The 21,161-nt window shown below is 62.6% G+C and carries 18 protein-coding genes; 11 read left to right on the top strand and 7 right to left on the bottom strand.

Going from position 1 to position 21,161, the window contains the following annotated elements:
* Nucleotides 1–42: 42 nt before the first annotated feature.
* The 3 genes from AB4Z19_RS17055 to AB4Z19_RS17045 all read left to right on the top strand — a co-directional run bounded on the left by AB4Z19_RS17055 (nucleotide 43) and on the right by AB4Z19_RS17045 (nucleotide 1,326).
* On the top strand, nucleotides 43–459 hold the full coding sequence (locus AB4Z19_RS17055; protein ID WP_442024064.1) for a VOC family protein: 417 nt from the start codon (nucleotides 43–45) through the stop codon (nucleotides 457–459).
* A gap of 153 nt (nucleotides 460–612) precedes the next feature.
* Nucleotides 613–1,032 carry a DUF4019 domain-containing protein gene (locus AB4Z19_RS17050; RefSeq protein WP_442035670.1) on the top strand — a complete coding sequence of 140 codons (420 nt, stop codon included), beginning with the start codon at nucleotides 613–615 and terminating at the stop codon, nucleotides 1,030–1,032.
* Nucleotides 1,033–1,113: 81 nt separating this feature from the next.
* Nucleotides 1,114–1,326, top strand: a complete 213-nt coding sequence (locus AB4Z19_RS17045; RefSeq protein ID WP_442024060.1) for a hypothetical protein — start codon at nucleotides 1,114–1,116, stop codon at nucleotides 1,324–1,326.
* Between the two features lie 39 nt (nucleotides 1,327–1,365).
* Here the strand turns inward: AB4Z19_RS17045 and AB4Z19_RS17040 are convergent, their stop codons facing one another.
* Nucleotides 1,366–1,812: an acyl-CoA thioesterase gene (locus tag AB4Z19_RS17040; RefSeq protein ID WP_442024058.1), complete on the bottom strand. Its 447-nt coding sequence runs from the start codon at nucleotides 1,810–1,812 to the stop codon at nucleotides 1,366–1,368.
* Between the two features lie 154 nt (nucleotides 1,813–1,966).
* On the opposite strand from AB4Z19_RS17040, the gene AB4Z19_RS17035 reads away from it, so the two are divergent.
* Nucleotides 1,967–3,394 (top strand): ATP-binding protein, encoded by a 1,428-nt coding sequence (locus AB4Z19_RS17035; RefSeq protein ID WP_442024056.1) that lies wholly within the window; start codon nucleotides 1,967–1,969, stop codon nucleotides 3,392–3,394.
* Here AB4Z19_RS17035 and AB4Z19_RS17030 read toward each other — a convergent pair.
* The 4 genes from AB4Z19_RS17030 to AB4Z19_RS17015 form a co-directional block, all read right to left on the bottom strand.
* Nucleotides 3,329–3,643: an Mpo1-like protein gene (locus tag AB4Z19_RS17030; protein WP_442035669.1), complete on the bottom strand. Its 315-nt coding sequence runs from the start codon at nucleotides 3,641–3,643 to the stop codon at nucleotides 3,329–3,331. The two genes, AB4Z19_RS17035 and AB4Z19_RS17030, sit on opposite strands and share 66 nt — an antisense overlap.
* Nucleotides 3,609–4,253 carry an ArsR family transcriptional regulator gene (locus tag AB4Z19_RS17025; protein ID WP_442024052.1) on the bottom strand — a complete coding sequence of 215 codons (645 nt, stop codon included), beginning with the start codon at nucleotides 4,251–4,253 and terminating at the stop codon, nucleotides 3,609–3,611. Before AB4Z19_RS17025 ends, AB4Z19_RS17030 begins: the two co-directional genes overlap by 35 nt.
* Before the next feature lie 47 nt (nucleotides 4,254–4,300).
* Nucleotides 4,301–5,335, bottom strand: a complete 1,035-nt coding sequence (locus AB4Z19_RS17020; protein WP_442035668.1) for a LacI family DNA-binding transcriptional regulator — start codon at nucleotides 5,333–5,335, stop codon at nucleotides 4,301–4,303.
* A gap of 108 nt (nucleotides 5,336–5,443) precedes the next feature.
* The gene (locus tag AB4Z19_RS17015) at nucleotides 5,444–7,609 is read right to left on the bottom strand and encodes an alpha-glucuronidase family glycosyl hydrolase (RefSeq protein WP_442035667.1); all 2,166 of its coding nucleotides are present in this window, start codon (nucleotides 7,607–7,609) and stop codon (nucleotides 5,444–5,446) included.
* 95 nt (nucleotides 7,610–7,704) lie between these two features.
* Here AB4Z19_RS17015 and AB4Z19_RS17010 point away from each other — a divergent pair, with 95 nt between their 5' ends.
* Entirely contained in the window at nucleotides 7,705–8,820 is a 1,116-nt protein-coding gene (locus AB4Z19_RS17010; RefSeq protein WP_442027560.1) for an endo-1,4-beta-xylanase, read from the top strand.
* Between the two features lie 189 nt (nucleotides 8,821–9,009).
* Here AB4Z19_RS17010 and AB4Z19_RS17005 read toward each other — a convergent pair whose 3' ends face one another.
* A complete protein-coding gene (locus AB4Z19_RS17005; RefSeq protein ID WP_442035666.1) occupies nucleotides 9,010–12,273 on the bottom strand; it encodes a glycosyl hydrolase 115 family protein in 3,264 nt (1,087 codons plus the stop codon).
* A gap of 56 nt (nucleotides 12,274–12,329) precedes the next feature.
* Nucleotides 12,330–13,457 (bottom strand): SGNH/GDSL hydrolase family protein, encoded by a 1,128-nt coding sequence (locus tag AB4Z19_RS17000; RefSeq protein WP_442023974.1) that lies wholly within the window; start codon nucleotides 13,455–13,457, stop codon nucleotides 12,330–12,332.
* Nucleotides 13,458–13,631: 174 nt separating this feature from the next.
* Between AB4Z19_RS17000 and AB4Z19_RS16995 the strand changes: the two genes are divergently transcribed.
* The 6 genes from AB4Z19_RS16995 to AB4Z19_RS16970 are packed head-to-tail and all read left to right on the top strand — an operon-like array spanning nucleotide 13,632 to nucleotide 21,129.
* Complete coding sequence (locus AB4Z19_RS16995) at nucleotides 13,632–15,020, top strand: enolase C-terminal domain-like protein (protein WP_442023972.1); 1,389 nt, start codon at nucleotides 13,632–13,634, stop codon at nucleotides 15,018–15,020.
* A 27-nt stretch (nucleotides 15,021–15,047) separates the two neighbouring features.
* Nucleotides 15,048–16,229 carry a fumarylacetoacetate hydrolase family protein gene (locus AB4Z19_RS16990; RefSeq protein WP_442023970.1) on the top strand — a complete coding sequence of 394 codons (1,182 nt, stop codon included), beginning with the start codon at nucleotides 15,048–15,050 and terminating at the stop codon, nucleotides 16,227–16,229.
* Nucleotides 16,230–16,255: 26 nt separating this feature from the next.
* Nucleotides 16,256–17,023: an SDR family NAD(P)-dependent oxidoreductase gene (locus AB4Z19_RS16985; RefSeq protein ID WP_442023976.1), complete on the top strand. Its 768-nt coding sequence runs from the start codon at nucleotides 16,256–16,258 to the stop codon at nucleotides 17,021–17,023.
* Nucleotides 17,020–17,889 (top strand): SMP-30/gluconolactonase/LRE family protein, encoded by an 870-nt coding sequence (locus tag AB4Z19_RS16980; protein WP_442023968.1) that lies wholly within the window; start codon nucleotides 17,020–17,022, stop codon nucleotides 17,887–17,889. Before AB4Z19_RS16985 ends, AB4Z19_RS16980 begins: the two co-directional genes overlap by 4 nt.
* Nucleotides 17,886–19,658 carry an IlvD/Edd family dehydratase gene (locus tag AB4Z19_RS16975; RefSeq protein WP_442023966.1) on the top strand — a complete coding sequence of 591 codons (1,773 nt, stop codon included), beginning with the start codon at nucleotides 17,886–17,888 and terminating at the stop codon, nucleotides 19,656–19,658. The genes AB4Z19_RS16980 and AB4Z19_RS16975 overlap by 4 nt, the downstream gene beginning before the upstream one ends.
* A gap of 37 nt (nucleotides 19,659–19,695) precedes the next feature.
* Nucleotides 19,696–21,129 (top strand): sugar porter family MFS transporter, encoded by a 1,434-nt coding sequence (locus AB4Z19_RS16970; protein WP_442023964.1) that lies wholly within the window; start codon nucleotides 19,696–19,698, stop codon nucleotides 21,127–21,129.
* Nucleotides 21,130–21,161: the final 32 nt, after the last annotated feature.

Below are 21,161 nucleotides of genomic sequence, written 5' to 3'. Positions count from 1 at the left end.
ACCTCAGATGTCCTAAGCACTCAGGCCGGGAGGCGCAACACCATGGAATCGAATCGCTCTATCCCTCAAGCGCGGATTATTCCGGAGCTTGCGTACCCAGACGTCAATGCCGCCGCCGAGTGGCTTGTGAAGGCCTTCGGTTTTTCAGTTCGCCTCCGCATCGCTAATCATCGTGTGCAGATGGAGTTTGGTACGGGCGCTGTCGTCGTTTGCGATGGCCCTGCTCCCAGTGCGGAAGCAAGTGCGTCTCACTCGATCATGGTCAGAGTGGCGAACGTTGACGAACACTATGCACGCGCAGTGGCAGCCGGCGCCAGGGTGTCGGGCGAACCTACCACCTATCCATACGGCGAGCGTCAATACGCGGTCCGCGATTTGGTGGGGCACCGCTGGGTCTTCTCGCAATCAGTAGAGGATGTTCATCCCAGCACGTGGGGCGGTGAGCTCGCCGGCGGCTAGTGTGCGGCCACGTGGTATTTAACGATACGCGAGCGGGGCTTCTGGTCACATGGTTACATCCAGATCGGAGCAAAGGCTCGGACGGATTGTGACAATGCGAGGAAATTCAAAGGGATTGGGATGATATTCTCCCAGCACCAAAGGAGAGCACTCATGCGCAAAGTCTTTGCTTCAACAATGATGACCTTCATGATGGCCAGCGCGTATGCCGCGCAGCCTGATGCTGACGCTGTCGAAAAAGCGCAGTTGGCCGCACAGAGCTGGCTTGCTTTGGTCGATGCGAGCCAATATGCCGCGACCTGGGATCAGGCGGCCAAGGTTTTCCAATCAGCGATCCCGAAAGCCAATTGGGAACAGGCGGTAGCTGCCGCCCGTTCGCCAGCGGGCGGTATGGAAAAGCGAGTTCTGGTCTCCGCCTCGTACACGGAGAAACTGCCGGGGGCACCTGCAGGCCAATACGTCGTCATTCAGTACAAGACCGACTTCGCGAACAAGCACTCGGCGATTGAAACGATTACGCCGATGAAGGATGCCGACGGAGTGTGGAGAGTTTCCGGCTACTTCATCAAATGACCCTGGCGTGGGACCTGCAGGCGAAAAGCGGCAGGTCCGCCGTAAGCATTACATCAGTTGTGCAGCTGCATGCAGCGCTGATTGGCCCGCCGCTACCATGCCATCGTTCAGTCCAGCGGAAATCCGACACGGAAAATAGCTGAGTTCACAGTCGTGGCGCGCACCACCAGACAAGCCAAGCAAAAAGTCAGGCAATATTTGCGCTCGGTGGGTCTTGAGGAAGCAGCAGACAATGATGTCGACGCCACAGACATCGGCAACGAAGTGCTGCGCGAACTGCCGCTGATCGTGTAAACGCAGCCGCCGCATGCAGCCGCGGCGGCCGCGCTCTGATTACTTCTTCATTTCGTAGCGTTTGATGCGCTTGATCACGATCTCGGGCAGGGCCGTGATTTGCTTCTGGTGGTTGGCAAAGACGATTTGCTGGCGTCCCACCGACACCTGGTGGCCGTCGGCGTAGAAGCGGAATTCAAGCCAGAACGAGCAGCGCTTCACGTCAAAGGTGTTCACTTCGCAGCGGATGTCCTGGAAGGGGAAAGTCTCTTGCAGGTAGTCCTGTTCAGCGTGTTTGGTGATGAACACGCCCTCTTTTTGCAGCATGTCGCGGGAAATGCAGTCGAAGAACCACTTTTCGCGGCAGATGCCTTGCCACTCGAAGTAGCGGGCGAAGTAGGTGTTGCCGTAGGCATTGGAATCCTTGAGGAAAATCGACAGTTGATGGTGGAAGGTCAGGTCGGCAATGACGACGGAATCGTTGGCTACGGCGGCGTGCATAAACATGTGATTTTCTCCTTATAAGTGGTGGTTGAACGGCAACTGGCCGGACATCGACACTTATTGCGGATTGGCATGAAGCACTGTTGACAAAGATCAATACTTCTTTAAAAACTGACTCTTAGTATGTTGATACTTAGACATTCATCAAGCGAACGCGATGTATTCGATCCTGCCTGCACTTGTTTCGGCGTTGTTTATCGCTTACGGCATTTACGTGCTGAGTTCGCGCGGGCCGAGTCGCGTCGCCCTCACCTTTTTCCTCGTCTGCACGACCACCTTCAGTTGGCAGGCCGCCTGGGCCGTGCTGTTCCAGCTGCGCGATGAAGCGCCGGCCATGGCGGTGGCCCGGCTCGGCTACCTGTTCATTCTCTTCCTGCCCACCACGCTCTACCATTTCATCACCGAGCTGACCGGCTCGAAAAACGAGCGGCCCCGGGTGTACGGCAGCTACACGCTGGCCTTCATGATGGGCATGCTGCTGCCCACGTCGGACATGGTGTTGGGCGGACTCAACCGCTACTTCTTCGGCTTCTATCCGCGCGCGGGACTGCTGCATCCCGTGCACCTGCTGCAAACGGTGGTGGTAGTGTGTCGCGGCCTGTGGCTGCTGTACCGCCGTCAGCAAGTGGCCGTGTCCACTGAACGGGTGCGGCTGCGCTACTGCCTGTTGAGTGTACTGATCTACTTTGCCGCAGCGGTGGATTATCTGTGCAACTACGGCTTCGCCTTTTATCCGCCCGGCGTGATTTTCATCGTTGCCAGCCTGGGACTGATCGCACAAGCCATGGTGCGCCACAATCTGCTGGCTGACCCGATGGCCGCGGCCGCCACCATTGCGCACGAGATGCGCACGCCGCTGGCGACCATCCGCAGCCAGACGCGCGTACTGGCGCGCAGCCTGCCTGAGCTGATCGCAGGCTATCAGCCCACGCCCGAATCGCCGCTCGGCGCAGCACAGCTGGCTTACCTGAGCGAGATCGCGCGCAGTATCGAAGCCGAGGTATCGCGCTCCAACTTCATTGTCGACATGCTGCTGGCTTCGGCCCGCGATGGCGTGTTCCACAGCGAAGGCTTCCGTCTGCACTCAATTCGGCAGTGCGTGGAGGAAGCGCTGTCCTGCTATCCCTTCGCGGGCGCCGAGCGCGACCAGGTGCGCGTGTACGTGCGCGCCGACTTCCGCTTCCACGGCTCGGACGTGCTGCTGATGTACGTGCTCTACAACCTGCTGAAAAATGCGCTGGTGGCAGTGAAGGCGGCGGGACGCGGTTCGGTCGAAGTGGAATGCTTCGCGCGCGAGCGCTGCAACTGGCTGGTGGTAACCGACACCGGCCAGGGCATCGCGGCCGACGTGCTGCCGCATGTGTTCGATCCCTACTACACCACGCGCCGCACGGGCGGCGGGACAGGCATGGGCCTGGCGTTCTGCCAGCGCGTGATCTCAGCGTTCGGCGGCACCATCCGCTGTGAATCGGAAGCGGGCTGCTACACCCGCATTTCGATCGGACTGCCGCCGGTACGCTTACCAGGCAATGCGTCCCGTGAGCATGTCGCGGAACATTACCCAGTCGCCCATGAGGCTAAATAGCGGGTATTTGAACGTCGCGGGACGGTTGTGTTCGAAGAAGAAATGGCCAACCCAGGCGAAGCCGTAGCCGACCACGGGCAGTAGCCACAGCAGGTTCCATTCCCTGGTGATGAGTGCAGCGGCGATTAGCGCCAGCACAATGGTCGAGCCGACGAAATGCAAGCGGCGGCAAGTCTGGTTGCGGTGTTCGTTCAGGTAGAACGGGTAAAACTCTTCAAAAGTCTGAAACCTCTTCTGCGTCGTGTCCATCGTCGGCCTCCGTCTGGGTTTCTTTGATGATGTTATCGAGATCGGTTTCGTCGCCCAATACGAAAACTTTGCGGTCTTCCAGCATTTTCAGGATGAATGGCTGCTGTTCGCGCAGGCGGCGCTGGAAATCGGGCACGGAATACAGATTGGGGTAAATCTTGCGGCGCAGGATGCGCTCCGCCACGGGAATGCGGCTCAGCAGTTCGCCATAGGTCGTGTTCTCGCCGATCAGCAGCAGTTCGATGGCATCGGTCGCGCCTTCCTGCTCGCGCGCCGTGGCGCCATAGACGAAAGCCACGTTGAGCTGCTTGCGCATGGGCGCCAGCGCGGAGTTCAGCACGCTGATGAGACTGAAGGTTTTTTTGACGATGCTGGCCAGCTCGTCATACACGAGATTATTCTTGTTTGGGCGGAATTGGCGGACGTTGCCAATGCGTTCGGAGACGATCAGTCCCGATTCATGCAAACGCTTGAGTTCCCGCTGAGCGGACGCGCTGCCCAGCCCGGTCAAGCGCATGATTTCATTGAGGTGGAATCCCTCATTCACGCGCACAAACAGCAAGCCCAGCAGTTTTTGCTGGGCGGGAGTAAACAAGGCCGAGGCGATCATAGACCAAATCTTAGCATGATCGACCCCGGCCCGGAATCAGGAATGACTCAGGATTTCAAACCGATCTTGGTGGTCGGACGCAAACGTGGCGCCGCATCCGATTGGCGGCGAATCAGCGAGAAATCCATCAGCAGATGCTCAGGCCCCTCTGGTGCGCCTTCCCGCTCGGCGCGGATCTGGCGTACCAGGAATTTCACGGCCGTCTCGGCCATATCGGCAATCGGCTGGCGCACGGTGGTCAGTTCCGGCCAGATGGTGGTGGCCAGCGCGGTATCGTCGAAGCCGGCCACGGTCAGGTCGCCTGGCACGTCCAGGCCCATGCGGTGGGCGATGGCGACGGTTGCCGCTGCCATATCGTCATTGCTGGCGAAGATGGCCGATGGACGATGCTCCTGTGACAGCAAAGTCTCTGCCGCGTCCAGGCCGGAGCGGTAGGTGAACAAGCCCTGCACGATCAGGTCCGGCGAGCTGGCGACGTTGCGGTCGGCAATGGCGGCCTTGAAGCCAGCCAGGCGGCGCGCCGATGCGGTCTGATTCGGATGGCCGATCACGAAGCCGATGCGCTGGTGGCCAAGCGAAATCAGGTGATTGGTCATGGCGTAGGCGGCCTGGTAGTCGTCGATGCTGACGGCGCTCACGCGCTTGTCCGGCAAGCCGCAGGCAACTGCAACGGCGGGCGTTCCGGCCTTGGCGATCAGGTTGATCAGGCCCGGCACATCGCACAGCGGCGGCGGCAGGATGATGCCGTCCACACCGTTGTCGATCAGGCGCTGGGTCTTTTCCTTCCACTGCTCGCCCTCGCACTTCTCGACCACCAGCTGCACATTGTTCAAGCTGGCCTGGTTCAGCAAGCCGACCAGGAATTCGGTCAGGTAGCCCGCGGACGGGTTACTGTACAAGAATCCAATGCGGATCGCACGCACGCCCGCGAGACGGCGCGCGGCCTGGTTCGGCACATAGTTCAGTGCTGCTACCGCTTCGTCCACTTTTTTGCGCGTGCTTTGACGCACATTCGGGTCGCCGTTCATCACGCGCGATACCGTCATCGGCGATACGCCCGCCAGTTTGGCTACGTCCGACATCGTCGGCGCTCCCGGCTTCGCGGCTGGCTCCACGTCCGGTTTACCCTGATTTCTCGCCATCTTACTTACGTATTGTTATAACAAAAGTGGACTCTACCACAGTGGTAATTAACCGTGGCCCGGGGCATACGGGAATCGCAGGGACTTGTAGTATTCCAGCGTCTGCGCGGGTGCTTTCACTCCCGGCGGCAGCGGCAGGCCGTTCACCGACTGGAAATAGGCGATCGACGCATCACGCCACCACTGCGCTTCCTTCAACTGCAGCGCAAGCCGCTGCGCGGTTTCTTCGTAACGCTGCTGGTCGATCATCGGCTTGAGTTTTTGCCAGCGCTGTTGCATGTCCGCGACTTGCGCCACGCCGTGGTCGTAGTGCGCAATCATGTCGGCCCATAGCGTGCGGCCGGACGGCATCTTGTAATCCCACGGCAGATGGTGGAACCACAGCAGATCGGCTTGCGGCGTGGTGTGCGGATCGGCGTACAGGCGGGCGATCTCCGGCGAATACTGGGCCAGCGCATTGCTGCCCGTCGCGCTGCGGTCGAAGCCGATTCCGTTCTTGTCGGCCTTGTGATAGTAGACCGGGTTCCAGTCCGGACGACCCAGGTTGTCCACCCACGGCGCCGGGCCGTGGTGGTGGCCCGTGCCCATCACGTGGTGCAGGCCCAGTGGCGTCATGTAATCGACGACGGCTTCGCGCGATTCAGCCATGATGTCGGTGATCGCATCGGCCGCTTGCGGAGTAAAGGTGAGGGAGGCCCACTCTTTCGCAATGTCGCGCGACGAGGCCTGCGGATTCCAGGCCAGGCGTCCGAAGGCGTACCAGTTGGCCTGATCGAAGTGCGAACCGCTCCAGTTGCGCGAGCTGCCGATGTTGGCCACGCCGGCCATGCCGGTCAGATGACCGCCGTCTTCCAGCACTTGCGCCACGGTCGGGCCTTTGCCCTTCATCCTGGTGTCGCTGTGCAGGGTTTCTTCAAACAGGGTGCCAAGGTAAGCCAGGTGCGTGGAGTAGCCCAGATATTCCTTGGTGATCTGGAATTCCATCATCAGCGGGGTCTTGTCCATCGCGCCGAACAGCGGATGGAACGGCTCGCGCGGCTGGAAGTCGATGGCGCCATTCTTCACCTGCACGATCACGTTGTCCGCGAATTTGCCGTCCAGTGGTTTGAATTCGCTGTATGCCTGTTTGGCGCGGTCGTCCGGCTTTTCTGCCGCGTAGACGAAAGCGCGCCACATCACGATGCCCTTATGCGGCGCCACTGCGGCGGCCAGCATATTGGCGCCGTCGGCGTGCGTGCGGTGGTAGTCCTGCGGGCCGGGCTGGCCTTCGGAGTTGGCCTTAACCAGGAAGCCGCCGAAGTCGGGGATGGCTTTGTAGATCTCGTCGGCCTTGGCTTTCCACCAGGCGGCGACTTGCGGGTCGAGCGGATCGGCGGTTTGCGTTTGCTTCAGCTCCAGCGGCGTCGAGAAGCGGGCCGACAGATAGACCTTGATGCCGTATGGGCGCAGGACGTCCGCCACCGCGGCGGCCTTGGCGATCCACGGCGCGGTCAGGATCTCTGGCTTGGAGTTCACGTTGTTCAGCACCGTGCCGTTGATGCCCAGCGAGGCGTTGGCGCGGGCGTAGTCGGTATAGCGGGCGTCGGTCACGTCCGGCAGATCCCACCAGTTCCAGATCGATTCGCCGGCGTAGCCGCGTTCGACCGTGCGGTCCAGATTGTCCCAATGGTTCAGCATACGCAGTTGCAACTTGGGCGCGCTTTTTTCATTCAGCGCGTCCAGCGGCTGGCCGAGGCGCGCGGCGCGCAGCCAGGCGAAGGCGCCGTACAGCAGGCCTTGGTCGCTGTTGGCGGCGATGATCGTCGCCTTTTTGCCGCCGTGTTTCGCCGCACGCAGCAGATAGCCCTCGGCGCCCAGCGCATCGAGGTCCGGTGCGGATACACCATCACGCAACGCTGCGTCGCGCGAGGCCAGCACGATTGCGCCATCCGTCTGCGCAGCGCGCGTGTCCGCAGCGCCGCGCGTCGTGACCGCTGGAGTCTTGCCGAGCATGCCCTGCAGGCCGCGCTGCAACTCGCTGACCGCCGCGTTCACGGTCGGCGACGACGCGGTATCGACCACGATGCCGCGCGCTTGAGGAGCGACGCGCGCGGCCGCAGCCTTGTCGAGAGGGTGGTAGCGAAGCCACAAATCGTAGCCATCCTCCGCCGCTGCCCGCCCCTGGCACAGCACTAGCAACAACAAGGGCAACAGCGCCCGCAGCACGAATTTCATGGTGTCTCCGTCTCAAAATTTCTTTGGTTGCGCAATCTTTTTGCTCGCAATCTATGTTAGCGTAACTTCATAACTAAATCCATCAGGAGACACAGATGAACCACACACGTCGCCGTTCCCTGCAGTTGCTGGCGGGGACCGCGGCCATTGCCGCCCTGCCGTCCGTACCGTTCGCGCAGGAAGAAACGCTGAAATCCCTGGCCTCCCGCAAGGGCATGCGCTTCGGGAACGCCCTTGGATACGGCAGCCGGAAGCCAGAATACCTGGCGCTGATGGCCCGCGAATGTGGCGTTATCGTGGCCGAAAATGAAACGAAGTGGCAGTCCGTTCAGCCCCGCCCGGGCGAGTTCCACTTCGACCGTGCCGACGAGATGTTTGCGTGGGCGCGGTCGCAGGGCATGCTGGTGCGGGGGCATACGCTGATCTGGCAGCCGTCGAAGTGGCTGCCGGAATGGGTCAACAAGCACGATTTCGGCGCGTCGCCGACGAAGGAAGCTGAGCGCCTGCTGCGCACACATATTTCCACGGTGTGCGATCACTTCGGGCGCGGTATCTATAGCTGGGACGTGGTGAACGAAGCAGTCGATCCGGATACCGGCGGCATGCGCAGCAATGTGTTCACCGAGCGCCTTGGCGCAGTAGAGCAGATCGACCTGGCCTTCCACGTGGCGCAGGAGCACGCGCCCAGCGCGCAGCTGGTCTACAACGACTACATGCGCTGGGATTCGGGCAGCGCGAAGCATCGTGCGGGCGTGCTTACTCTGCTCCATGCATTGAAGGGGCGCGGCACGCCGATTCAGGCCATAGGTATCCAGAGCCACATCGGTTCCTGGGACAATTCGAAAGACGCATCCAATGAGCTGCGCGAGTGGCGCAAGTTCCTGGACGAGGTGACGGCGATGGGGCTGGATTTGCTGATTACCGAGTTTGACGTGAACGACCGCCGTCTGCCGGCCGATATCGCGACGCGCGATGCCGGCGTGGCGGCGCTGGCGCGCGATTATCTGGATGTGACCTTGAGCTATCCGCGCTTGCGCGATTTCCTGTTGTGGGGAATGTCGGACAATATGAGCTGGCTGCAGGGGTGGGACGAGGCGCCGCGCAAGGACGGGCTGCCAATGCGGCCCTGCCCTTATGACGCTGAGCTCCGCGCCAAGCCGCTACGCGCGGCCATCGCCGATGCACTGCGCACGATGCCGCAGCGCGCCTGACGCGTAGCGCCGCAGCACGGCACGGCGCGGCGGATCAATGATCCGCCCTACACGACTCGATCACTTTGACGCAGTATCATAACCCGCGCCACATGCCCCGATCGCGTTGAGGCGGTGGGTCAATGATCCGCCGTCCATGGCGGGGGCGTAGGGCGGGTCATTGACCCGCCGTTTCCGGCGCGACCGGCGTCACAAACGGGGGCTCTCCTGTGGGCCGAGGTAACTTGGCCGCAGGCCACCCGCGTCGATGACCAGCTTTTGCAGCACCAATCCCGGGTCCACGGTCCAGAACTTCAGCACGTGCTTGCCCGGCGCCGTAATCGTGTGCTTGGTCTGGAACACGACCGCACCGTCAGACACCGACTTTTCCCAGAACTTCTGCGACTCGTCCGCATGCACGTTCACGATCTGCGGCGCCTCGTCGTCGATCGACACGGCATAGCGCAGTCCAGTACCAGGCTGGAATTTCAGCGTCGGCGCCAGCGTGGTATGCACGGTAACTGGGCCTGCCTTCTCCAGCTTCACATCGTATTCCAGGTGCATGCTGCCGCCGCCCGGCGTCACCGCAGGCGCCAGCACCGGCATCGCGGCCACCGCTGAGAGCGTGCGGCCATGGTCCGGAATCGTCAGCCAGTTGCGGCCTTCCGGCGCGATGGCGCGCGCGTAGTGTTCGGCCTCCATCGACACTACTCCGCCGGTTTCCACAAACCCATGCAGGGCGGACGCACTATGTGCCGCATCGGCGTGGCGGATCGGCACGTGCACCGGCATCCTCTGACCATCCGGCCCGGATATGGTCAGCGTCGCGCTGGTCGCACCGGCCGGCACATCGGCCCATCGCACATCAACGATAATGCGCTGTTCCGCGTCTACCGTGCCGGACGTCTTGCTGAGCACAACCCACGGCTGATCCGACTTCACGCTGAACGCAAACGGCTTTTGCCCGCGATTGAACACATCAAAGAAGCGCGCCTTACGCTCATAGCCATCCAGCGCCGGAACCGTCAGCTCATTGACTTGCCAGCGCGGCCACGCATATTCGTTGCCTTCCACCGCCACGCCCATATCGGCATTCTTCAGCAGACGCACTTCCGATACCGGCGGCATGACGTTGACGGTCGGCTGATTCCAGTAGGTATAGCCCAGGTGGGTCTGCGCCATGAAGTGATTCCACTTGCCGCCGCCCAGCGCGTGATACTGCGCGACCAGCGCCTCATCCTGCGCAAACAACTCGCGCGCACGCGCTGCCAGCGCATTGGTCGATGCGCGGCCTTGCACGGCGTACAGCTTGTTGCGCCCCGATGTGGCGTACAACTCGTTCACCACCGCGCCAGCTTTCACCGGATACAACACCAGCTGGAAGAACGCATCCTTTTGCGATGCAGGTAGCGTGACATACAGTTTCTCGGCACGGGCAGCCAGCGCTTTGTATTCAGCGACCACGCGCTCGGACTCGTCGTAGGTCACCAGGCTGTACGTCTCAGGTTCAAGCTGCTCCGGCTTGCGACGGCCGTTGTACTTGACGTACTTCGCCACCAGATCGGCGATTTCGTCGGCGTGCTGTGCGCCGAATTCGCGCATTGCCCACAGCTTCAGATATTCCGGCAGGCGCTCGGCAGGCCACGCGGAGGGATTCCATGCATAGGACAGGAAGAACTCGATCGGTACTTCCATCGGTTTCAGATCGCCCACGTTGACGATCCACATGCGGTCCGCCTTGTACTGCCAGGCCAGGTGCATCTGCTCCCAGATCTTGGGCAGCGGGGTGACGTTCAGCCATTTATAGGAACGCGGGCCGCCCACGTAATCGAAGTGGTAGTACACGCCCGCGCCACCAGGACGCTTGCGCTCTTCGGCCGTCGGCAGGCGGCGGATATTGCCCCAGTTATCGTCGCACCATAGCAGCAGCACGTCGTCCGGCACGCGCATGCCCTTCTCGTAGTATTCCTGGACCTCCTTGTACAGCGCCCACATTTGCGTCACGCCAGGCGATAGCATCGCGCGCTGGTCGGCGACGATTTTCTGTAGCAGCGCGACGTTCGATTCTTCGGACATCGGCTCGTCACCGTCGCCGCGCATGCCGATGGTCACGACTTTCTCGTAGTCCTTGCGGCTGTCGACGGCCTTCTTCCAGTAGTCCTTCAGCACGGCTTCATTGCGGTTGTAGTCCCAGGGGCCGCCGCCGTGGCGCGCCCATTCGCGCTGGGCGCGCGTCATTGGCTCGTGGTGGGAAGTGCCCATGACGACGCCGTATTCGTCGGCCAGTTTGCCGTTCAGGGGATCATCGTCGTAGAAGGCTGCGTCCCACATGGCGGGCCACAGGTAATTGCCGCGCAGGCGCAAGATCAGCTCGAATACCTTTTCGTAGAAGCCGTGCTTGTATCCACCGTATTTTTCCTTCACCCAGCCGGTCAGCGATGGGGCCTCATCGTTCAGGAAGATGCCGCGGTATTGCACGACCGGCGCGTCGCTGATGGCCTGTGCGGCGGCGGCGTACAGCGACTTGCTTTGTTTGACTGGCACGTCCGCCCACCAGTACCAGGGCGAGACGCCGATCTGCTCGGAGATTTCATAGATGCCGTAGATGGTGCCGCGCTTGTCGGCGCCTGCAATCACCAGGGCGCGGTCAACGCCCGGCATCGGGTTCGCTACCGTTTGCACCTGCCAGCCTTCCCATTTGCCTTTGATGGACGTGACATCCAGCTTGCCCGCTGCAACCAGCTTGTCGATCAGTGCGCTCTTGCCCAGTGTGCCGATGATGACCACGTCGCGTCCCTTCGGCGCCGCGTGTTCCAGCGCAGGCCGCGTGCCGGTCACGCGCTGAATGTCGCCCTGCAGGCTGGATGCAGCACGCAGCACACCCGCGTAGTCGGCGTCATCAACGAACAGCGTCGCGGTGCGGCCATTCTCGGCCAGCGTGAAGCTCGTAGCCGCAGGACGCTCAGCGCTGACGAAATGCTTTTGCCCCAGCGCATACGCCGGCGTTGCAGCGCAGAGCGCCATCGCAGCACCAGCAACAGCGCTCGCAAACGCGGCACGCAGCGCGCGAGCAACCGCGCGAACGCGGACGCGTTCCGGCGCGGGCACACGTCCCGACGCACGCGTGGCCGCGAACACAGCGCCCGCATCGCGCGCAGCGCCGACTGCGCACGCGGCGGCGACCGGAGTGGCGGCAGCCGCGCACGTGACGCCGGATTCAGGGGCGGCTGCGGCGGACGCAGGGGCGGTGAGCGCGAGCCCGCTGGCGTCTGTGGGCGCGGTGGCGACCAGGGGTCTGGCCGCGGCGGACTTGGCGGCGGACTTGGCGGCAGACTTGGCGGCGGAGGTGGCGGCAGACTTGGCGGCGGAGGTGGCGGCGGCGATGGCAGCGGACGTGGGGCAGCCGGCGGGGACGGCGACTGGCGGCTGGGTGGGGGTGGATGGGCGTGCCGGGGCACGCGGGGGATGGGTCATTGCTTGTCTCCTAAGGGTGCGCCGCCCGGTCTGGTGCCGGGCGTGCGTGGGGTGGCTTATTTGGCGGCGTTACATTGGCGCAGGGCCGAAAGCGGCACGGCGTTCGCCATTTCGCGGTAGCCGGCGATGGATGGATGCAGGCCGTCGTTGTCGACGTCGTGACGCAAGTGGTCCGGCGCGGCGGAATCGCGCAGCGCCGCGTCGAAATCGACGACGGCGTCGAAAACGCCCGAGCTGCGAATCCACTGATTCAAGGCCTTGCGATCCTCTTCGTTAGCGGCGGCCGGTTTGTAATAGCCGCTGCCGGAATAAGGCAGCACGGTGCCGCCAATCACGCACACCCCGCGGGCATGTGCGCGCTCGACCAGCTGGCGGTGCGCCGCTTTGAGATCGTCCATCAACTGCTTGCGCGCTTCCGGCGTGTCCTGGCCGTTGCGATGCAGGACGCCCATATCATTCACGCCAATCAGCACCAGCGCGTGCGTGACGCCGCTGCGGCCCAGCACATCGCGCTCAAAGCGCGACGCCATATTAGGGCCAAGGCCGTCCAGCAGCATGCGTCCACCGCCGATGCCGGTATTCACGAGGCCCATGTGTATGCCCTCTTTCGCCAGACGTGCGGCAAGGAAGTCCGTCCAGCGGTCGTTGCCATCGGTCGTCGTGCCGTAGCCGTCAGTGATGGAATCACCGATCGCCACCAGCGTGCCGACAGTGCGCGGCGCCTGGACTTCGATGTCGGTGACTGCGTACCAATGGGCGATTTTGCCGGCTTCAGGCCAGGCAGCAGCCATTTCCTGATGGCCCGGCAGCGTGAAACTGGTGGTGCGAGAGCCCGGATGGCCGGTCTGGCGTTCCGGCGCGTCCTTAAAATAAAGTGATATGGCCAGATCGGCGCCGGCAGGATGCTGCAGCGTCACCTGGTCGCTGTAATACTCGGCACCCGGCGGCACGATCACGGTCTTGCTGCCGCCAAAAGTCAGAGCACGCAATGTCGCCGAATCGACATCCGGCGTGCCCACTTTCAGCGCGCGGGCGATACTGGCGCCCTCAATGACCAGCGGCGTGTTGCCAAAAACATTACTGACGCGCACCCGCAACACGCTCCCACCTAAGGAAGAGCGCACGATCTGGCGCAGAGTGGACTCGCGCCATTGCGCGGCGGGCAGCTCATTCTGCGTCTCCACCGGTTGCTGCGCCGCTCCCCATGAAGCCACCCAGTGCAAGGGTGGAGCCGCTGTTGCAGTGCCGCATAAAACCAGCGCCAGAGCCGCTACTGACGCACACAACTTCTGTTGACTTGCCCGCATAAATACCTCACACTTGAGAAATGGTAGCGCTATTCATTTTAGGATAATCAAATGGTACACGCAACAATTCAGGGTAGCGGAGGCACTCCCCTGATTACGGAAATGCGCGTGATTCCCGTCGCGGGACACGACAGCATGCTGCTCAACCTGTGCGGCGCACATGCTCCTTATTTCATCCGCACCCTGGTTCTGCTGAAAGATAGCGCAGGAAACACCGGTATCGGCGAAGTGCCGGGCGGCGCGGGCATCAACAAAGCGCTGGAAAACGCCATCCCGCGCGTGGTCGGCACCGAGATCGGCCGCTACAACCGCACGCTGAACGCCGTGCGCGCATCCATCGGCGGCAATCGCGGCGGCATGCAGCACCAGGTGACGTCCGAAGCCGAAGCGGCAGTGCTGAAGCAGCCGCACGAAATCAATCTGCGCCTGGAAAATGTGGTGACGGCGATCGAAGCCGCCCTGCTCGACCTGCTGGGCCAGCACCTCAACGTGCCGGTGTGCGAACTGCTCGGCTCGGGCCAGCAACGCGACAGCGTGCCAATGCTCGCCTACCTGTTCTATATCGGCGACCGCAGCAAGACCGACCTGCCTTATCTGAGCGGCGAGGGTCAATCCGGCTGGTACGCCGCGCGCCATCGCGAAGCGATCACTCCTGAAGCGATCGCCGACCAGGCAGCAGAAGCGGCCCTGCGCTACGGCTTCCGCGACTTCAAGCTGAAGGGCGGCGTGATGCGCGGCCACGAAGAAATGGAAGCCATCAAGGCCATCAAGGCGCGCTTCCCTGAATCCCGCGTGACGCTGGACCCGAACGGCGCCTGGAGCCTGCGCGAAGCGATCGACGTTTGCCGCGGCCAGGGCAATGTGCTGGCCTACGCCGAAGACCCATGCGGTCCGGAAGACGGCTACTCCGGCCGCGAAATCATGGCCGAATTCAAGCGCGCCACCGGCATCCAGACCGCGACCAATATGGTGGCGACCGACTGGCGCCAGATGGCGCACTCCCACCTGCTGAATGCAGTCGATATTCCGCTGGCCGATCCGCACTTCTGGACCATGCAAGGCTCCGTGCGCCTGGCGCAGCTGTGCCAGGACTGGGGCATGACCTGGGGTTCGCACTCCAACAATCACTTCGACGTTTCGCTGGCCATGTTCACCCACGCTGCCGCCGCAGCACCGGGCAACATCACCGCCATCGACACCCACTGGATCTGGCAGGAAGGCAAAGAGCGCCTGACCAAGGAACCGCTGCAGATCGTAGGCGGCGAAGTCGCGGTGCCAGACAAACCGGGCCTGGGCATCGAGCCGGATATGGACCGCATCGAAGCGGCGCACGAATTGTTCAAGAAAGTCGGCACCGGCGCGCGTGATGACGCGATGGCCATGCAGTACCTGGTGCCGGGCTGGAAATACTCGCCCAAGCTGCCAAGCCTGGGCCGATAACAAGAAAACGCAACACCAAGGAGACATATGAAACCCGTAACCGCATCTTCCTGCCTGCCGCAGGATCTGGGCAGCGCTTTGCTCGTCGGCCGTATCTGGCGCGGCGGTGAAATCAATGGCCCGTGCGTCGTCGTCGTGCGTGAAGGCCAGGTGGTGGATATCACCGCCAAGGCGCCGATCATGGCTGACCTGCTGGACCGTCCCGACGTCGTGCAATTCGTGCGTACCGTGCAGGGTGAAGAACTGGGCAGCGTTACCGCGCTGATCGAAGCCAGCCTGCATCCGGAACCAAACGGCCCGCGCCTGCTGGCTCCCTGCGATGTGCAGGCCATCAAGGCTTGCGGCGTGACCTTCGCGGTCAGCCTGCTGGAACGCGTGATCGAAGAACAGGCTGGTGGTGACAAGGAGCGCGCCGAGAAGCTGCGCGCCGAACTGCTGTCCACCATCGGCGGTGACCTGTCCAGCATCGAGCCGGGTTCGGAAGCGGCTGAAAAGCTGAAGAAGGAATTCCAGGCGCGCGGCGCATGGTCGCAGTACATGGAAGTGGGCATTGGCCCTTACGCCGAAGTGTTCTCCAAGTCGCAGCCGATGTCCTCCGTGGGCTTTGGGGCGGACGTGGGCCTGCACCCGGCCTCCGAATGGAACAACCCTGAGCCGGAAATCGTGCTGGCCGTGAACAGCCGCCACGAGGCTGTCGGCGCCACGCTCGGCAACGACGTGAACCTGCGCGACATCGAAGGCCGCAGCGCCCTCCTGCTGGGCAAGGCCAAGGACAATAACGCGTCCTGCTCGATCGGTCCTTTCATCCGTCTGTTCGACGGCAGCTTCACCATCGACAACGTGCGCAACGCCGAAGTACGCCTCGCCATTGAAGGCGAAGACGACGGCTTCGTACTGGACGGCGTGAGCCGCATGGAAGAAATCAGCCGCAATCCGCTGGATCTGGTTTCCCAGACCGCCGGCGCGCATCACCAATATCCCGATGGCTTCATGCTCTTCCTCGGCACCATGTTCTCGCCGATCAAAGACCGTGGCGCCAAGGGCGCGGGCTTCACCCACCACATGGGTGACCGCGTTACCATCAGCAGCTCCGCACTGGGCTCCCTGATCAATCATGTCCAGCGCAGCGATAAAATCGCGCCGTGGACTTTCGGCGTTCGCGCCCTTTACCGCAATCTGGCACGCCGCGGCTTCGCGGCAGGAGAATAATTAACATGACCGCAGCAAGAAAACCAATGGTGTTCGCCACCTATCCTGACCTCGCGGACAAACGCGTCGTCATCACGGGCGGCGGTACCGGCATCGGCGCTGCCATCGTTGAGGCTTTCGTCAAGCAGGGCGCGCAAGTCGTATTCCTCGACATCCAGGACGAACCATCGCAAGCGCTGGCCGCCAGCCTGGCCAACGCCAAGCACGCACCGAAATATGTCCGCTGCGACCTGACCAATCTGGATATGCTGACTGCGGTATTCGCGCAGATCGAAAAGGACTACGGCGCGGCCGATATCCTGATCAACAATGCGGCCAACGACAACCGCCACGAAGTGCAGGACGTCACCGCAAAATACTGGGACGACAGCCTGGCCGTGAACCTGCGCCACCAGTTCTTCTGCGCACAGGCCGTAGCGCCGGGCATGAAGGCGGCAGGCGGCGGCGTGATCCTGAACTTCGGTTCCATCTCCTGGCACCTGGCGCTGGGCAACCTGACCCTGTACATGACCGCCAAGGCGGCGATCGAAGGCCTGACCCGTGGCCTGGCCCGCGATCTGGGCGGCGACGGCATCCGCGTCAACTGCATCGTTCCAGGCCAGATCCAGACCGCGCGCCAGATGGCCCTGTGGTACTCGCCGGAACAGGAAGCGCAGATCCTGGCCGCGCAATGCCTGCCGGAGCGCGTGCTGCCGGAAGACGTGGCCGCGCTGACGCTGTTCCTGGCATCCAGCAACGCCGCGCGCTGCTCCGGCCGCGATTACTTCGTAGACGCAGGCTGGTACGGCTCATGAGCGCCCCAAGCTGCATCTGGAACGTCGGCGCCAAACTGGCCGAAGGGCCGGTCTGGCATGCAGCCGACAACGCCTTCTACTTCGTGGACATCAAGGGCCAGCGCCTGCACCGCGTGAATGAAGACGGCAGCGGCCAGCAAAGCTCGGATGCGCCGGGCGAAATCGGCTTCGCGCTGCCGGTGCAAGGCGGCGGCTTCGTATGCGGCCTGCCCGGCCAGCTGATGCAGTTCACCCCGGAGCTGGGCTTCCGCCCCATGCTGGCACTGGAAACCGCCATCCCCGGCAACCGCTTGAACGATGGCGGCGTCGACGTGCAGGGCCGCCTCTGGTTCGGCTCCATGGACAACGCGGAGGAAGCGCCGACCGGCGCGCTGTACCGCCTGGACAAGCGCGGCCTGGTGCAGATCGACAGCGGCTACGTCATCACCAATGGTCCTTGCACCAGCCCGGACGGCAAGACCTTCTATCACACCGATACCCTGTCGAAGACTGTGTACGCCTTCGACAAGTCGGAAACGGGCAGTCTGTCCAACAAGCGCGTCTTCACGCGCATCGAGGGCAGCGGCTACCCGGACGGCAGCACCGTCGACTCGGAAGGCAATGTGTGGATCGCCCTGTTCTGTGGCAGCCGCATCGAGCGCTACACGCCGAGCGGCGAATTGTCCGCCACGATCCCCATGCCCTGCCCTAATATCACCAAGATCGCCTTTGGCGGCCAGGACCTGCGCACCGTCTTCGTCACCACGGCCTGGAAAGGCCTGACCGACGCCGAGCGCGCACAATATCCGCTGGCAGGCGGCGTGTTCACCTTCCGCGTGGACGTGCCAGGCCTGCCGCAACCCCTCTTCGACAGGAACGCAGTATGAGCAACACCCGCCGTTATCGCTCGCAGGATTGGTTCGACAATCCCGACCACATCGACATGACCGCGCTCTACCTGGAGCGCTTCATGAACTACGGCATTACGCCGGAAGAACTGCGCAGCGGCCGCCCGATTATCGGCATCGCGCAGTCGGGCAGCGACATCAGCCCGTGCAACCGCATCCACCTGGAACTGGCCAAGCGTGTGCGCGACGGCATCCGCGATGCGGGCGGCATCCCGATGGAATTCCCGCTGCATCCGATCTTCGAGAACTGCCGCCGTCCGACCGCGGCGATCGACCGTAACCTGGCGTATATGGGCCTGGTCGAGATCCTGCACGGTTATCCGATTGACGCCGTGGTGCTGACCACCGGCTGCGACAAGACCACGCCTTCGCAGCTGATGGCTGCGGCCACCATCGACATCCCGGCCATCGTGCTGTCCGGTGGTCCCATGCTGGACGGCTGGCTGGATGGTGAGCTGGTGGGCTCCGGCGCCGCGATCTGGAAAGGCCGCCGCCAGCTGGCTGCGGGCCAGATCGACAACGAGAAATTCCTGGAAATCGCTGCCGCGTCGGCGCCTTCTGCCGGCCACTGCAACACGATGGGCACCGCGTCGACCATGAACGCGATTGCCGAAGCGCTGGGCATGTCCCTCACCGGCTGCTCCGCGATTCCGGCGCCTTACCGCGAACGCGGCCAGATGGCTTACGAAACGGGCAAGCGCATCGTCGAGCTGACCAAGCAGGATGTACGTCCGTCCTCCATCCTGACGCGCGACGCCTTCCTGGACGCCATCGTGGTCAATGCGGCCATCGGCGGTTCCACCAACGCCCAGCAGCATATCATGGCGATGGCACGCCACGCCGGCGTCGAGATCAAGCAGGAAGACTGGATGGAATACGGCCACGACGTGCCGCTGCTGCTGAATATGCAGCCATCCGGTAAATACCTGGGCGAGCGCTTCCACCGCGCGGGCGGCGTGCCGGCCGTGATGTGGGAACTGGAACAGGCAGGCAAGCTGCGCTCCAAGCGCCTGACCGTCACCGGCAAGACCATGGCGGAAAACCTGCAGGGCCGCGAGAGCGCGGACCGCGAAATGATTACGCCGTTCGACAAGCCGCTGAAGGAAAAGGCCGGCTTCTTCGTCCTGAAGGGCAATCTGTTCAACTTCGCGATCATGAAGACTTCCGTGATTTCGGAAGAATTCCGCCAGCGCTATCTGAGCCGCCCTGGCAACGAGAACGTGTTCGAATGCCGCGCCGTGGTGTTCGACGGTTCCGGCGACTACCACGCACGCATCAACGATCCAGCGCTGAATATCGACGAAGACAGCATCCTGGTGATCCGCGGTGCGGGTCCGGTGGGCTGGCCTGGTTCGGCGGAAGTGGTGAACATGCAGCCGCCTGATCACCTGATCAAGCGCGGCATCAAGAACCTGCCGACGCTTGGCGACGGCCGCCAGTCCGGCACCTCGGACAGCCCGTCCATCCTGAACGCCTCGCCGGAGAGCGCGGTAGGCGGTGGCCTGGCTTACATCCGCACCGGCGACATGGTGCGCATCGACTTGAACAAGGGTGAATGTAATATGCTGGTCAGCGACGAAGAGCTGGCCAAGCGCAAGGCGGAAGGCATCCCAGCCGTGCCGCCAAGCCAGACGCCTTGGCAGGAGCTGTATCGTTCGACCGTAGGCCAGATGGAAACCGGGGCCTGCATGGAAATGGCGTTGAAGTACCGTGGGGTGGCAGAGGATATGCCGCGGCACAATCACTGACTCGGCATAAGCCAGAGCTGAAAACAAAAGGAGACATATGAACAGCGTTGCAATAGAAAGTACCGATTCCACCCATGAATCGGAAAACACCGGCCTCATTATCCTGATCAGCTGCATCGCCACCATTGGCGGCTTCCTGTTCGGCTTCGATAGTGGCGTGATCAACGGTACGGTCGATGGCCTGAAACAGGCCTTCCATTCGACTTCGGCCGGCATCGGCTTCGAAGTGGCCTCGATGCTGCTGGGCTGCGCAGCGGGCGCCTTCTTCGCAGGCCGCCTGGGCGACCTCTGGGGCCGCCGTTCGGTACTGATCATTTCCTCCGTGATGTTCCTGATGTCGGCGCTGGGCGCGGGTTTTGCGACCACCTCGGCAGTCTTTATCGCGGCACGCGTGCTGGGCGGCTTTGCCGTCGGTGCGGCCAGCGTGATGTCGCCTGCGTATATCGCCGAAGTCGCATCGGCGCGTTACCGCGGCCGTCTCGCCTCGGTGCAGCAGATCGCGATCATCAGCGGCCTGTTCTGCGCCTTCCTGAGCAATTACATGCTGGCGAAAGCAGCAGGCACTTCGACCGGCGTGCTGTGGCTCGGCCAGGAGGCGTGGCGCTGGATGTTCTGGATGATGGCGATTCCTTCCGTGCTGTTCCTGGTGCTGCTGCTGGCGATTCCGGAAAGCCCACGCTTCCTCGTGGTGAAGAAGCGCAAGGCCGAAGCGCTGGCCGTGCTGGAGCGCCTGTATGGCGCGGCGTCGGCCAAAGCCAAGTTTGACGCGATCGACGTTTCGCTGTCCGAAGACCACCACCGCCCACGCCTGTCCGACCTGATTAACAAGGCGACCGGCAAACTGCGCCCTATCGTCTGGGTCGGCATCGGCCTCGCCACCTTCCAGCAGCTGGTTGGCATCAACGTGGTGTTCTATTACGGCGCGGTGCTGTGGCAGGCCGTTGGCTTCTCGGAAAGCGATGCGCTGCTGATTAACGTACTCTCCGGCGCCCTGAGTATCGGCGCCTGCATCGTCACCGTGTTCCTGATCGACCGCATTGGCCGCAAGCCACTGCTGTGGATTGGCTCGCTCGGCATGGCGGTGACGCTTGGTCTGGTGACCTTCGCCTTTGCCAACGCGACGCTCGACGCGAGCGGCAAGCTGGTGCTGACCGGAGCGATGGGCGTGCTCGCCCTGGTTGCCGCGAATATCTACGTGATCTTCTTTAACGTGTCGTGGGGCCCGGTCATGTGGGTCATGCTGGGCGAGATGTTCCCGAACCAGATCCGCGGTTCCGGCCTGGCGGTCGCCGGTGCAGCGCAATGGACTTCGAACTTCATCATCACCGTGACCTTCCCGATTCTGCTCGCGAGCATCGGCCTGGCCGGCGCCTACGGCATCTACACCGTGGCCGCAGTGATTTCGCTGTTCTTCGTGATGCGCTATGTGTACGAAACGCGCGGCAAGGAACTTGAGCAGATGGAAGGCTGAACGCCAGTCAGTTCAAACATAAAAACAGGAGA

The organism is Pseudoduganella sp. RAF19, assembly GCF_052114165.1.
Lineage (GTDB): Bacteria > Pseudomonadota > Gammaproteobacteria > Burkholderiales > Burkholderiaceae_D > Rugamonas.
This window is presented reverse-complemented; position numbering and strand designations above follow the sequence as displayed.

Coding starts and splice junctions, on each gene's coding strand:
- AB4Z19_RS16990 (WP_442023970.1), top strand. CDS start 15,048: ATGAAACCCGTAACCGCATCTTCCTGCCTGCCGCAGGATCTGGGCAGC.
- AB4Z19_RS17035 (WP_442024056.1), top strand. CDS start 1,967: ATGTATTCGATCCTGCCTGCACTTGTTTCGGCGTTGTTTATCGCTTAC.
- AB4Z19_RS17050 (WP_442035670.1), top strand. CDS start 613: ATGCGCAAAGTCTTTGCTTCAACAATGATGACCTTCATGATGGCCAGC.
- AB4Z19_RS17005 (WP_442035666.1), bottom strand. CDS start 12,273: ATGACCCATCCCCCGCGTGCCCCGGCACGCCCATCCACCCCCACCCAG.
- AB4Z19_RS16975 (WP_442023966.1), top strand. CDS start 17,886: ATGAGCAACACCCGCCGTTATCGCTCGCAGGATTGGTTCGACAATCCC.
- AB4Z19_RS16985 (WP_442023976.1), top strand. CDS start 16,256: ATGGTGTTCGCCACCTATCCTGACCTCGCGGACAAACGCGTCGTCATC.
- AB4Z19_RS16995 (WP_442023972.1), top strand. CDS start 13,632: ATGGTACACGCAACAATTCAGGGTAGCGGAGGCACTCCCCTGATTACG.
- AB4Z19_RS17040 (WP_442024058.1), bottom strand. CDS start 1,812: ATGTTTATGCACGCCGCCGTAGCCAACGATTCCGTCGTCATTGCCGAC.
- AB4Z19_RS17030 (WP_442035669.1), bottom strand. CDS start 3,643: ATGGACACGACGCAGAAGAGGTTTCAGACTTTTGAAGAGTTTTACCCG.
- AB4Z19_RS17010 (WP_442027560.1), top strand. CDS start 7,705: ATGAACCACACACGTCGCCGTTCCCTGCAGTTGCTGGCGGGGACCGCG.
- AB4Z19_RS17025 (WP_442024052.1), bottom strand. CDS start 4,253: ATGATCGCCTCGGCCTTGTTTACTCCCGCCCAGCAAAAACTGCTGGGC.
- AB4Z19_RS17015 (WP_442035667.1), bottom strand. CDS start 7,609: ATGAAATTCGTGCTGCGGGCGCTGTTGCCCTTGTTGTTGCTAGTGCTG.
- AB4Z19_RS17020 (WP_442035668.1), bottom strand. CDS start 5,335: ATGTCGGACGTAGCCAAACTGGCGGGCGTATCGCCGATGACGGTATCG.
- AB4Z19_RS17055 (WP_442024064.1), top strand. CDS start 43: ATGGAATCGAATCGCTCTATCCCTCAAGCGCGGATTATTCCGGAGCTT.
- AB4Z19_RS16980 (WP_442023968.1), top strand. CDS start 17,020: ATGAGCGCCCCAAGCTGCATCTGGAACGTCGGCGCCAAACTGGCCGAA.
- AB4Z19_RS16970 (WP_442023964.1), top strand. CDS start 19,696: ATGAACAGCGTTGCAATAGAAAGTACCGATTCCACCCATGAATCGGAA.